Annotated in this window: 9 protein-coding genes; 3 read left to right on the top strand and 6 right to left on the bottom strand. The window is 71.4% G+C overall.

Going from position 1 to position 12,520, the window contains the following annotated elements:
- The first annotated feature begins 321 nt into the window (after positions 1-321).
- Entirely contained in the window at positions 322-675 is a 354-nt protein-coding gene (locus ACWD5F_RS43695; RefSeq protein WP_401713890.1) for a hypothetical protein, read from the top strand.
- Here ACWD5F_RS43695 and ACWD5F_RS43690 read toward each other — a convergent pair.
- Complete coding sequence (locus ACWD5F_RS43690) at positions 653-1,636, bottom strand: tellurite resistance/C4-dicarboxylate transporter family protein (RefSeq protein ID WP_451261695.1); 984 nt, start codon at positions 1,634-1,636, stop codon at positions 653-655. The genes ACWD5F_RS43695 and ACWD5F_RS43690 overlap by 23 nt on opposite strands.
- A gap of 113 nt (positions 1,637-1,749) precedes the next feature.
- On the bottom strand, positions 1,750-2,901 hold the full coding sequence (locus ACWD5F_RS43685) for an NlpC/P60 family protein (protein WP_451261694.1): 1,152 nt from the start codon (positions 2,899-2,901) through the stop codon (positions 1,750-1,752).
- Between the two features lie 293 nt (positions 2,902-3,194).
- On the opposite strand from ACWD5F_RS43685, the gene pcrA reads away from it, so the two are divergent.
- Positions 3,195-5,693 (top strand): DNA helicase PcrA, encoded by a 2,499-nt coding sequence (gene pcrA / locus ACWD5F_RS43680; RefSeq protein WP_451261693.1) that lies wholly within the window; start codon positions 3,195-3,197, stop codon positions 5,691-5,693.
- Between the two features lie 83 nt (positions 5,694-5,776).
- Here the strand turns inward: pcrA and ACWD5F_RS43675 are convergent, their stop codons facing one another.
- Complete coding sequence (locus ACWD5F_RS43675) at positions 5,777-7,228, bottom strand: M23 family metallopeptidase (protein WP_451261762.1); 1,452 nt, start codon at positions 7,226-7,228, stop codon at positions 5,777-5,779.
- Positions 7,229-7,546: 318 nt separating this feature from the next.
- A complete protein-coding gene (locus ACWD5F_RS43670) occupies positions 7,547-8,416 on the bottom strand; it encodes a lipase family alpha/beta hydrolase (protein WP_451261692.1) in 870 nt (289 codons plus the stop codon).
- Between the two features lie 385 nt (positions 8,417-8,801).
- Here ACWD5F_RS43670 and ACWD5F_RS43665 point away from each other — a divergent pair, with 385 nt between their 5' ends.
- Positions 8,802-9,218 (top strand): cobalamin B12-binding domain-containing protein, encoded by a 417-nt coding sequence (locus tag ACWD5F_RS43665; protein ID WP_451261691.1) that lies wholly within the window; start codon positions 8,802-8,804, stop codon positions 9,216-9,218.
- An 89-nt stretch (positions 9,219-9,307) separates the two neighbouring features.
- Here the strand turns inward: ACWD5F_RS43665 and ACWD5F_RS43660 are convergent, their stop codons facing one another.
- Together ACWD5F_RS43660 and ACWD5F_RS43655 are read right to left on the bottom strand one after the other, a co-directional pair.
- Complete coding sequence (locus ACWD5F_RS43660; RefSeq protein WP_451261690.1) at positions 9,308-10,978, bottom strand: DUF5691 domain-containing protein; 1,671 nt, start codon at positions 10,976-10,978, stop codon at positions 9,308-9,310.
- Positions 10,979-11,054: 76 nt separating this feature from the next.
- Entirely contained in the window at positions 11,055-12,410 is a 1,356-nt protein-coding gene (locus ACWD5F_RS43655) for an SWIM zinc finger family protein (RefSeq protein WP_451261689.1), read from the bottom strand.
- Positions 12,411-12,520: the final 110 nt, after the last annotated feature.

The raw sequence follows: 12,520 nt of genomic DNA, 5'->3' as shown, positions 1-12,520 counted from the left end.
GTGGCCGACTGCCGCCCCTGGCCCGGGCGGCGGTGGGGAGCCGGTCACCTGGGGAAGGACGCTAAACCCGACTGTGTCGGCTTGGTAACGCGATGTGCGGAACTGCCGCCAGGGGACCGCCCGGTGACCGGAAACGATCGTGATCCCGGCCCGGGTCCGTCGACTTCACACAGTGCGTTGACCGATGTGACGATTCCCGGACACGTATGGGCGACGCGGTGCTATAGCCCGCATTTATGCAAGATCGGCCCTATGGGTTCGGCGCGTGCGGGGCGGCCCGGTGTCGGGTGGCACCCGGGCCCCTGACTAGGCTCCGGCGTCATGGACGTACTCATCCATCTCTTCGTCGGCCTGCACATCATCGGCATCGCCTCGCTGCTGGGCGGTTTCCTCACCCAGATGAAGGCGATGGGCCGCGGCGAGGCCCGGTTCGTCCCGGCGATGCTGCACGGCGCGCTGACGATGCTGGTCACCGGCGCGATCCTGGTCGGTCTCAACCAGGCCGACGACCAGCACGTGAACAACATCAAGATCGGCCTGAAGCTGGCCCTGCTGGTCGTGATCCTCGGCCTGGTCTATGTGAAGCGCGACGACGAGAAGGTCGACAAGAGCCTGTTCGGCCTGGTGGGCCTGCTCACCACGGCCAACATCTTCATCGCGGTGCTGTGGACGTGACCTCGGGCCCGCCCGCGGTGTAGGACCGCAGCGCCCCCGCGGCGACCACCAGCCAGGCCGCCACCGACACCCACAGCAGCACCTCCCCGGGGTCCCTGAGCCACGACACGTCCACGGCGGCGGAGACCGACAGGGTGGCGGCGGCCGTCATCCCCATCGGGAACACGGTCGACCAGCGGCGCACGTCGTAGCCGAGCCGCGGCCGGAGCACCTCCGCGACGAGCAGGACGGCGAACCAGGCCAGGTCGAGCACGAGCAGCGCGACCGTGACGCCGCGCAACACACCTCGGTCGTCGTCGTTCCACAGGTACAGCCGCGCGCTGTCGGCGGCCAGCAACTTCGACCCCGCGAGCGCCGAGATGGCGAGCGCGCCGCCCGCGATCCAGTGGTCGCCGGCGCCCGTGACCACCTGGCGCAGGTCGAAGCGGGGCAGCGCGACGAGGTAGAGGGCGAGGCCCAGCCAGAACAGCACCAGGGCCGCGTGCGCGAGCCACGCCGTGGTCCCGGCGGCGGCGAGGGAGGCACCCAGCACGGCGAGGCCCTGCGTGGCCACACACCCCAGAAACACGCCTCCCGGCATACGACGCTTCCAGTGCCGTACGACATCGACGAGCAGCACCGGCCACAGCACGGCCGCCAGCGCGAGCAGCGCCTCGGCGAGGGTCCGCCGGCCGAGGGCGACGAACCGGGTGCCGAGTACGGTCGTCGCCGCGACGGCGGTCAGCGCGGCCGGTGTCGCCGCCTCCGCCCACCATCTCGCCCGGTCCCGCAGCAGCCGTACGACGAAGTCCGCGGCCAGCGCCGTCCAGGCGACGCAGGCGACCACCAGGGCGATCCGCGACAGGACCTCGTATCCCGTCAGATGCCAGCCGACGGACACGATGCCGGTCGCCATCACGACGGCTCCGGCCGCCGGCGGACGCTGCGCCCACCAGGCGCGAAGGGAGGAGAGACCGGACATGGGCCGATGCTAAGGAGCACGGCACGGGTTGCGGGCGGGGCACGCGCGCGGGGGCGCGGAAATACGCGCGGGTGCGGGGCAGGGAGGTGGCGCCGGGGCGCGTACTCCTCGCGTCAGGCCGGGCGGACCACGCTGTGGATCGCCGACTCGCCGTCGTAGTAGATCGACTCCTCGCGGACGTACGCGCCGGGCTTCGGGGCGTGGATCATCATGCCGTTGCCTATGTAGAGGCCGACGTGGCTGATGTCGTCGTAGAAGAAGACCAGGTCGCCGGGTCGGGCGTCGGCGAGGGAGACGGTCGTCCCGGCGTTCACCTGGTCGTAGGTGACGCGGGGGAGGGTGACGCCGGCGGCTTTCCAGGCGGCCTGGGTGAGGCCGGAGCAGTCGTAGGAGTCGGGGCCGGTGGCGCCCCACACGTACGGCTTGCCGACCTGCGCGCGGGCGAAGGCGAGCGCCTTGGCGGCCTTGGTGGCGTAGGCGGAGTCGGAGCCGCTGGTGCCGGACGAGGAGGAGCCCGTGCCGCTCCGGGACGCGGCCTCCTGCGCCGCCTTCTCCTCTGCGGCCTGCTGATCCGCCAGTTCGGCCGCCTTGCGCGCGGCCTCCTGCCGCTTCTTCTTCTCGAGCTCGGCGAGCCGCGCCTTCTCCTGGGCGGTCAACTGCGACAACAGGCCGCGCGCGTCGGCGAGTTTCTTCTGGACGGTCGACTTGGCCGTCCGCAGATCGGTCTGCGTCTCGGTGAGCGTCTCCAGGCCCTGAGACGCCTCCTGGCGCTTCTTCATCGTCGCGGACTGCTCGGTGACGTAGTCGTCGACCGCGTCCTTCTGGCGGCCGGTCAGCCGGTCCATCAACTGGGTCTGGTCGAAGTAGTCCTGCGGGGAGTCGGCGAGCAGGAAGGTCGACGTGTCCGGTGCGGTGGCGCCGGTCCGGTACTGGGCGGCGGCGATGGAACCGAGCTCCGCCCGCGCCTCGTTGAGCTTCTGGGTGCGCTGGGCCACGTCGTCCAGGAGGGTGTCGACGCGCTTGCGCTGCTTGGTGGTCTTCTCTTTCGCCGCGTTGTACTTCTCGGTCGCCGACTCCGCCTGGCGGTACAGGTCGTCGACCTTTTTCTCGACCTCTTCGAGGCTCGGGTTCCCGTCGGCGGACGGGGCGGCCTCGGCCGTCTGGGAGAGCAGGGCCACGGAGGTGAGGGCGGCCGTGGCGATCGCAGGGGTGCGTATCCCTGCTACGCGCGTTCCCGAAGGACGCGACTTTCGGTGCGACGCCAAAAGAGGCGACTCCTTCCATGCTCCGACTACCGAGTCCGTGGTGGGGGGCCCAGACTGTTCGGTCGGTTCCTGAAACGGTAGCCAACTGGTGTGGCCTGTGTGAAGGTTGATGTTCGATATGCCCGATACGTTTTTGTGACCTTCGGTCAGGGATCGTCCGGCGGGGGCGCGGGGATTGCGGAACGTGAACATCCGGTTCCGGAGGGTGGGGAGAAGTCGCACCGTCACCGAATCCGGGGATGTTCCCGGGGCGGCGGCGGGTTGTCAGTGGGGCGCCCTAGACTCGGAGAGCGATGAGCAGCCTCTTTGACGACAGCTTCCTGGCGGACCTCCAGCCCCCTCGCGGGCACGCGGAGGAGCCCCCGCCACCGCCCGAGGACGAGCACGGACCGGAGCCCGTTCCGGACGATCTGTTCGGCGGGAAGTTCGACGCGCCGCCGGACAGAGACGCGTACTACCGCGACGGCGCCCCGCGCCCGGCGCTGGACGCGGCGACGCTTCTGGAAGGGCTGAACGAGAACCAGCGCGCGGCCGTCGTGCACGCCGGCACGCCCCTGCTCATCGTGGCCGGCGCAGGCTCCGGCAAGACCCGTGTGCTCACCCACCGCATCGCCCACCTGCTCGCCGAGCGGCATGTGCACCCGGGCCAGATCCTCGCGATCACCTTCACCAACAAGGCCGCGGGCGAGATGAAGGAGCGCGTCGAGCAACTCGTCGGCCCCCGCGCGAACGCGATGTGGGTGATGACCTTCCACAGCGCGTGCGTGCGCATCCTGCGCCGCGAGAGCAAGCAGCTCGGCTTCACGTCGTCGTTCTCCATCTACGACGCCGCCGACTCCAAGCGCCTGATGGCCCTGGTCTGCCGCGACCTGGACCTCGACCCCAAGCGCTACCCGCCGAAGTCCTTCAGCGCCAAGATCTCGAATCTGAAGAACGAGCTGATCGACGAGGAGGACTTCGCCGCCCAGGCCACCGACGGCTTCGAGAAGACCCTCGCCCAGGCCTACGCCATGTACCAGTCGCGGCTGCGCGAGGCCAACGCCCTCGACTTCGACGACCTGATCATGACGACGGTCAACCTGCTGCGCGCCTTCCCCGATGTCGCCGAGCACTACCGCCGCCGCTTCCGGCACGTCATGGTCGACGAGTACCAGGACACCAACCACGCGCAGTACGCGCTGGTGCGCGAGCTCGTCGGCACCGGTGCGCACGATGAGGACACCCCGCCCGCCGAGCACGACCTGCCGCCCGCCGAGCTGTGCGTGGTGGGTGACGCCGACCAGTCGATCTACGCCTTCCGCGGCGCGACCATCCGCAACATCCTCCAGTTCGAGGAGGACTACCCGAACGCGACGACGATCCTCCTGGAGCAGAACTACCGCTCCACGCAGACCATTCTGAGCGCCGCCAACGCGGTCATCGAGCGCAACGAGTCCCGCCGCCCCAAGAACCTGTGGACCAACGCGGGCGCGGGCGCGCGCATCACCGGCTACGTCGCGGACACCGAGCACGACGAGGCCCAGTTCGTCGCCGAGGAGATAGACCGTCTCACCGACGCGGGCGACGCGAAGGCCGGCGACGTCGCCGTCTTCTACCGCACCAACGCGCAGTCCCGTGTCTTCGAAGAGATCTTCATCCGCGTCGGCCTGCCCTACAAGGTCGTCGGCGGCGTCCGCTTCTACGAGCGCAAGGAGGTCCGGGACGTCCTCGCCTACCTGCGGGTCCTTGCCAACCCGGAGGACTCCGTCCCGCTGCGCCGCATCCTGAACGTGCCCAAGCGCGGCATCGGCGACCGCGCCGAGGCCATGATCGACGCGCTCTCGCAGCGCGAGAAGATCAGCTTCCCGCAGGCGCTGCGCCGCGTCGACGAGGCGTACGGCATGGCCGCGCGGTCGACGAACGCGGTCAAGAAGTTCAACACGCTGATGGAGGACCTCCGTACGATCGTCGAGTCCGGCGCGGGCCCCGCGACCGTCCTGGAGGCGATCCTCGAACGGACCGGCTACCTCGCCGAGTTGCAGGCCTCCACCGACCCGCAGGACGAGACCCGCATCGAGAACCTCCAGGAACTCGCCGCCGTGGCCCTGGAGTTCGAGCAGGAGAACAGCGGGGGCGACGGCGAGAGCGAGACGCCCGCCGGACTCGCCGCCTTCCTGGAGCGGGTCGCGCTGGTCGCCGACTCCGACCAGATCCCGGACGAGGAGGAGGACGGCTCGGGCGTCATCACCCTGATGACCCTGCACACCGCCAAGGGCCTCGAGTTCCCCGTCGTCTTCCTCACCGGCATGGAGGACGGCGTCTTCCCGCACATGCGCGCCCTCGGCCAGCCCAAGGAGCTGGAGGAGGAGCGCCGCCTGGCGTACGTCGGCATCACCCGCGCGCGTGAGCGCCTCTATCTCACCCGCTCCTCCCTGCGCAGCGCCTGGGGGCAGCCGTCGTACAACCCGCCCTCCCGCTTCCTGGAGGAGATCCCGACACAGCACGTCGACTGGAAGCGGACCGGCGCCACCGCGTCGGCCCCCGCCGGACCGGCGTCGGGCGTGGCGGCCTCGCTGTCCTCGTCCCGCTCCCGCTCCTCCGCCTCGGGCGCGTCCGGCTTCGCCACGCGCCGCAGTTCGGAGAAGCCGGTCGTGTCGCTGGCCGTCGGCGACCGCGTGACGCACGACCAGTTCGGACTCGGCACGGTCGTGGGGGTCAAAGGCACGGGCGCGAACGCCGAGGCGACGGTCGACTTCGGCGAGGAGAAGCCGAAGCGGCTCCTGCTGCGGTACGCGCCGGTGGAGAAGCTGTAGGCAACTCGCAGGGGACATGAGCTGAGCCCCCGCTCCAACCGCGGGGGCTCACAAGGAAGTCGGCGGGACGGCCCGCGCGGGAGCTACGTCGGGTTGATGCCGTGGCTGCGCAGCCACGGGAGCGGGTCGATGGCCGCGCCGCCGGCCGGCCGGACCTCGAAGTGCAGGTGCGGTCCTGTCGAGTTGCCGGAGTTCCCGGAGTACGCGATCGCGTCGCCGGCCTTCACGGTCGTACCGGAGGCGACCTGGTAGCTGGAGAGGTGGCAGTACCACGTCTCCGTACCGTCCTTCGCGGTCACGATCATCATGTTGCCGTAGGCGCTGTTCCACTGCGTCCGTACGGTGCCGTCGGTCGCGGCCATCACCTTCGTGCCGTACGAGACGGGGAAGTCGATGCCGGTGTGCACGGACATCCAGTTGATGCCGGCCTGGCCGAAGTAGGCGCTGAGTCCGTGCTGCGCGACCGGGAGCGCGTACTTGGGGCGCAGCCGCTCCTTGCGGGCGGCCTCCGCGGCGGCCTTCTTCTTCTCGGCGAGCTGCTCGGCCTTGAGGTCGATACGTTCCTGCGTACGGCTGGCCCGGTCGGCGAAGTCGTCGGCGCCGGCGGAGAGGCTCTTGAGCTGGGCGTCCAGCTTGTTGTTGGCGGCGGACGGTTTCACCGCGGTCGCGTCCGAGGCCGTGTTCGAGGAGTCCTGCTCGCTGGCGAAGGTGCCCACGGAGGCGACGGCGACACCAGCGACGCCCATCACGCACGCCGACGGGACGGCGATGGTCAGCAGCGCGGAGCGCTTGGGGGGCGGACGCCGGCGGGAACGGTTCGCGTTCCTGGTGGCCGCGCGCCCCTGCGGCGGTACGACCTCTTCCTGGTCGTCCAACAGCGGGGCCACGGCGGGCAGTTCACCGGTGGAGGCCAACTCGTCCTCGGCCGGGGCGTGTTCGCCGTACTCGGTGGCGTCGTACTCGGTGTAGTCCTCGAACTGGTCCTGCTGCTCGCCCTGTTCGCCCGGCGTGCCCTGGCTGTCCGAGTTCCACTGGGTGGCGTCGTAGGCGCCGGTGTCGAAGGCTTGCGTGCCCCATTCCCAGTGCTGGGTCTGGTCGGCCGCGGCGGCGGTGGTCTGGTCGGGCTGGAGCCAGGCGTTCGCGTCCCACTGGCCGGAGGTGTCGTTCCCGGTGGCCTGCGGCGGGATGGCGGAGAGCTGCTGGTACTCGGCGGACCAGGCGGTCGTCTCGTACGTGCCGGTGTCGTAGGCGGCGGCGTGGTGCTGGGCCGCGTACGCGTCGTAGTTCAGGGTCTGCTGCCCGCCGGTGGACCAGGTCGAGCTGTCGTACGTGCCGGTGCCTGTCCCGTCGTCCGGGAGGCAGCCGAAGAGGGGGTCGGCCGCGAAGGTCGCCGTGGCGTGGGTGCCGGTACCGGTCGCGAAACCGTTGGCGTCGTAGTCGCCGTACGTGGTGAAGTCGCCGTACTGGCCGTCCTGGGTGCCGTAGGACGCGTAATGCGTCGCGGCGGCCTCGGAGGCCGGAGCCGGGGTGGTCATGATCCCCGACGGGTGACGGTCGTTCACCAACTTCTCTTTCGCCTCGACAACAGGGGCTGGCAGAGCAGTGCGGCGACTGTACCCGGCGGTACGCGGGCGCGACAATCTTCAACAGGTTTTGCGCTCGCAGGAAACGGGCATTCGGCTGTGTTTCGGGGGAGGCCGGGCGAGGGTTTGGCCCTGTGTTCGAAGAACGTTCGATACGCGGGGGCTGTCCGAGGGGTGTCCGAGGGGTGTGGGGCGGCTGTGCGGAGGCGTCCCCCGGCTCTCCGACAGCCCACCGGACGTCACGCGCGGTGTGTCACCGACATCCCACCGTCACGCCACCGTCAGACCGCCGGCGTGCGCGACGGCCGCGGATCCCGCTTCCGTCGCGTCGAGGGCCTGGCGTATCCCGGTCGCGACGGCGGGGTGCACGGGCAGGGCGAGATGCCCGATTCCGCTCACCCGCACGTTCTGGGCGATCAGGTCGGGGTGGTCGACGCAGGCCGTCTCCAGCGGGTCCATCAGGTGGTCGAGGTCGCTCCAGAAACTGACGAAGTGCGTCCGGCAGCCCGGCGCGGGGAGCGTCAGCTCCTCCAGGACGTCCGAGCCGGGCCGCATCTGGCGCACGATCGGGTGCGCGTTGGCCAGCGGCGCCACGTTCGTGCCGGAGTGCGGGGTGCCGAGCGTCACCAGCGTGCGGACCCGGAGGTCACCGCCGAGGCGCTGCACGTAGTACCGCGCGATCAGTCCGCCGAGGCTGTGCCCGACGATGTCGACCTGCCGGCTGCCGGTGCGCTCGCAGATCTCCTCTATATGCCGGCCGAGCAGCTCGGCCGCGGTGCGGATGTCGCAGGTCAGCGGCGAGTAGTTCAGCGACTCGACCTGCTGCCTGCCGTGCTGGGCGAGGCTGCGGCGCAGCAGGACGAAGACCGAGCGGTTGTCTATGAAGCCGTGCAGCAGGACGACCGGCGGTTTGGTCCGGGTGGGCAGCTGTGCCGTGCCCTCGTCCGGCGCGGGGAGCGGGTCGGCGGGGCCTCGGCGCTCCTGGGTGATGCCCGAGGGATAGAGGAGGAGGTGTCCCGCGAGGATCGCGAACTCCAGCGCGGTCGCTTTCAGCAGGGCCAGGGAGAGTCCCGCCAGCCGGCTCGGCAGCAGCTTCTGGCAGAGCGGAACAAAGGGCGACACTGCCCCGGTGACCTTCATGGCCGACCTCCTGTCGGCACGCGGAGGACGGCTCTGTCCCCCGTGTGCCCTCGTGGGAGGTCGCGACGAAGGTGGTCGGCGGTGTGCGGGCGACCTGCGGCGTGCGGGCTGTCGGTCCCGTACGCCCTTCCCGCCGTCGCCGACCCGCCGCACCACCACGTCGCGCGGCCTGCGGCGCGATGGTGCGGCGACCCCGTTGCGGCTCCCGTCGCGCGAAATATGCGCTACGAACGTGTCCCACCGTGTGATTTCCCCCTCGGTCTCCCTCGCGAAACTGCCGGTTGCGGGATGCTGGAGATAACGTTCGTTCACTTGCTGGTAGGTCGGTACCCATGCCGGTACACATGTCGGTACGGATGGATGTAGTCGCTTCATGGAGGCAGTGATGGGTGTGGCAGCCGGTCCGATCCGCGTCGTGGTGGCCAAGCCCGGGCTCGACGGGCATGACCGCGGAGCCAAGGTGATCGCGCGGGCGCTGCGCGATGCCGGTATGGAGGTCATCTACACCGGCCTCCACCAGACTCCCGAGCAGATCGTCGACACCGCGATCCAGGAGGACGCCGACGCGATCGGGCTGTCCATCCTGTCCGGCGCCCACAACACGCTCTTCGCCGCGGTCATCGACCTGCTCAAGGAGCGGGACGCGGCGGACATCCTCGTGTTCGGCGGCGGGATCATTCCGGAGGCGGACATCGCGCCGCTCAAGGAGAAGGGCGTCGCGGAGATCTTCACGCCGGGGGCCACGACGCACGCGATCGTGGACTGGGTCCGGGTTGCCGTCCGGCAACCGACGGGGGCGTAGGTCGTTTTTCAGGCGCGGGTCGGTTGTGGTGGCCGTCCCTGGGGGCTGCGCCCCCAGACCCCCGCTTCGGCCCTGAAGGGGCCTCGTCCTCAAACGCCGGACGGGCCGGATCGGCCTGACCCGCACTCCAATTCCTCCGCCATCCTCGCCCGCAACCGCAATGTCGTGACCAGGCGTTGGAACGCCTCCGCCCAGTAGCCGCCCGCTCCCGGTGACGCGTCCTCCGCCTCCTCCGGTATCGATGTCAGGCCCTCCAGACGGCTCGCCTGGCCCGGGTCGAGGCAGCGTTCGGCGAGACCCATGACTCCGCTGAAGCTCCACGGGTAACTCCCGGCGTCCCGCGCGATGTCGAGCGCGTCGACCACCGCCCGCCCGAGCGGCTCGGACCACGGCACCGCGCACACCCCGAGCAACTGGAACGCCTCCGACAGACCGTGCGTCGCGATGAACCCGGCGACCCAGTCCGAGCGTTCGGCCGTGCTCAGGGTGCCGAGCAGCTTGGCGCGCTCCGCCAGGGACACCGCCCCCGGGCCGCCGGCCTCGGGCGCGGACGGTGTACCGAGCAGCGCCCGTGCCCACTCGGCGTTCCGCTGCCGTACCGCGGCCCGGCACCACGCCGCGTGCAGATCGCCCTGCCAGTCGTCGGCCACCGGCAGCGCCACCAGCTCCTGGGGCGTACGTCCACCGAGCCGTGCGGGCCACGTCGCCAGCGGGGCCGCCTCCGCCAACTGTCCGAACCACCACGACCGTTCACCCCGGCCCGCCGGGGCCTTGGCGACCACGCCGTCGCGCTCCATGCCCGCGTCGCACTCGTGCGGGGCCTCGACGACGACCGTCGGCGTCTCCCGCATCGGGTCGACGGCCACACACGCCCCGGCCCTGACCGCCATCCGTCCGGCGAGCGCCGAGTCCGGCAGCGCGGAGAGCAACTCCGCCGCCGTCGCCCGTACGTTGCGGCTGCGGTCGGCCAACGCCTGTTCCAGGAACGGCTCGTCCCGCGGGCCCAGTCCCGACCGCAGCGAGTCGAGGAACATCAGGCGGTCCTCGGCCCGCTCCGTCGGCCAGGTCGTCGTGAGCAACTCGCGCGCGGCGGCCGGTGCGTGGGCGCGCAGGGCCGACAACAACGCGACCCGTTCGGCGAACAGGCCCTCCTGCCAGAGCCGTCGAGTGCCCTCCTCGTCGTCCGGACCGGGCAGCGCCGCGCCCCCGCCCGGCGTCGCGCGCAGGGCGAAACGCCAGTCCGGGTTCAGCCGGGCGAGCCACACCGCGCGCGCCCCCGCGAACGTCAGCGCCGCCGGCCGTAGATCCGTCCGCCCGCGCGCCGCGTCCAGCAGGGCGGGCAGCACCTGCGGGGGCGCCCCGAACCCCCGGGCGTTCGCCGCCGCGAGCCACTGCGGCAACAGCTCCATGAGGTCGGGCGCCGTGCCCCTGCGGCCACCACCGCCCGCACCGGGACGGTCGGCGAGCAACAACGCCAGCCTGCGGGCCGCCGCGGCGGGCAGCGCCGGTCGCGAGTCCTGCGGGGCCGGTTCCGGGCGTGCGGCCGCCTGCGCCGGCCGCAACCCGGCCCGACGGCGTACGGTCTCGACGGCCGCCGCGTCCAGCAAGGCGACGGGTGCTTGGCGAACTGGCCCGTGCGCGTGTCCATGTTCGTGCACCGGCGGGGTACGCCGGTCCGTGCCGAGCAGCGCCGCTGTGACCAGTTCTTCCCAGCTGTTCGGCGCGGACCTGCTGGTGGCAGTGGACCCCGTGCTGCTCATGCGGTTCCTCTCCATGGAGTGTGAGTGGAGGGCTTGGGCGAAGGGGTGGGCCGTACCGGAGTCCCGGGCCGTCGGGTCAGCACAGCGTCACCGCCTCTGCCGTGCTCTCCGCCCAGGCCGTCAACGGCGTGAAGCCTCGGTGACCGCACTCGCCGAAGACCTTGACGGGGGTGCCGCCCGAGAGGGCGACCAGGCGCCAGAGGCCGGGGCGGGTCCGGGCCGTGGGGGTGAGGGGGAGCGCGGTGTCCGTGTCGGCGTCCACGAGTTGCCAGCCGTCGCCCGCCGGGGTCGGTATGACGCGGTCCAGGGTGATGGGGACCGAGTCCAGCCAGGGGTCGGCGCGCAGTGCCTCGCCATAGCGGGCCGCGGCCTGGCTGGTCGTCACTCCCGGTGGGCGTATCCCGGCGGGTGTCGGGGGTGCGAACTGATCGCCGAGCGCCGCCCGGGGCTGGCCCGCGCCCGGATACGCGGACACCTCCGCGTCCAGGGTCAGGCCCACCGGGAGCGCCAGTTCGGGGGCGCGGCCGGCGGCGCCGTAGGAGAGGAGCAGGGCCGTGCGGTCCGAGTCGGCGCCGTAGAGCCAGACGCGACGGGTCGTCAGGCGGGCGTCCGCCGTGTCGTACTGGGCCAGGATCAGCCAGCGGTCGCGCAGCGGCGGGCCGTCCGCCGAGTTGGGGAGGCCGATGCGGGAGCGGACCGTCGCCGCCAGGGACTCCGGCAGCCCTTCGCGGTGGAGCCAGGCCTGGTCGAGGAGGTGGAGCAGCGCGCACTCCTCCAGCAGCCGCACCGGCCAACCGGGACCGGACGACGGGATCGCCCCCAACTCCCGTACCCGCGCGGCCAGTCCGGGCGCCTGGGCGTCGACCATGCGGGCCGCCGTCTCCTCCCACAGCGCGTACCCCGTCTGCTCCGCGCCGGCCAGGCCACCGCGCAACAGGTCCGCCAGGCGCTGCTCCAACTCGGTCGCGCCCGCGGTGATCCGCTCGGCCCGGCGCTCAGCCCGCCGCCGCGCTGCCTCCGGGTCAGCGGATCCGGACGCGGAGTCGGAGTCGCCCGCGGTCCGCTTCTGCTCGGTGCGTTTCCTTCTCCCCTCTATCCACTCCGCCGCCCAGTCCGGCGGCGCGCCCGGCGCCACCGCGCCGTCCTCGCCCGCCCACAGCAGCAACAGCCCGAGCGCGTGTTTGCACGGGAACTTCCGGCTCGGACAACTGCACTTGTACGCGGGCCCGGAGGCGTCCGCGATGTCCACGACCGTCTGATACGGCTTGCTGCCACTGCCCTTGCACAGCCCCCACACCGTCCCCTCCTCGCCGCTCCCCGCCTCGGACCACGGCCCGGCCGCCCCGAGTTTGCTCCCCGCTTTGCGTGATGCGGCGTCAGGAGCCAGTGCCAGCACCTGATCCGCGCTCCAGCGCACCCCCAGCTCAGTCATGACATCGAAGGTAGAGCCCGGCACTGACAATCGGTCCGCGAGCGGTTCGGCGGGCGGGCCGGCAAGCGCGTTTTAGCAGGTCAGATCGCGTTGTCAGTGGCATGGTGCAC

It is taken from the genome of Streptomyces sp. NPDC002499 (assembly GCF_053595415.1).
The sequence above is the reverse complement of the archived record's forward strand: the minus strand, read 5'-3'. Positions and strand labels throughout refer to the sequence as shown.

Bases quoted from the DNA above. Each gene is read 5' to 3' on its own strand.
- ACWD5F_RS43695 (WP_401713890.1), top strand. From the start codon at position 322: ATGGACGTACTCATCCATCTCTTCGTCGGCCTGCACATCATCGGCATC.
- ACWD5F_RS43690 (WP_451261695.1), bottom strand. From the start codon at position 1,636: ATGTCCGGTCTCTCCTCCCTTCGCGCCTGGTGGGCGCAGCGTCCGCCG.
- pcrA (WP_451261693.1), top strand. From the start codon at position 3,195: ATGAGCAGCCTCTTTGACGACAGCTTCCTGGCGGACCTCCAGCCCCCT.
- ACWD5F_RS43675 (WP_451261762.1), bottom strand. From the start codon at position 7,228: ATGACCACCCCGGCTCCGGCCTCCGAGGCCGCCGCGACGCATTACGCG.
- ACWD5F_RS43670 (WP_451261692.1), bottom strand. From the start codon at position 8,416: ATGAAGGTCACCGGGGCAGTGTCGCCCTTTGTTCCGCTCTGCCAGAAG.
- ACWD5F_RS43665 (WP_451261691.1), top strand. From the start codon at position 8,802: ATGGGTGTGGCAGCCGGTCCGATCCGCGTCGTGGTGGCCAAGCCCGGG.
- ACWD5F_RS43660 (WP_451261690.1), bottom strand. From the start codon at position 10,978: ATGAGCAGCACGGGGTCCACTGCCACCAGCAGGTCCGCGCCGAACAGC.
- ACWD5F_RS43655 (WP_451261689.1), bottom strand. From the start codon at position 12,410: ATGACTGAGCTGGGGGTGCGCTGGAGCGCGGATCAGGTGCTGGCACTG.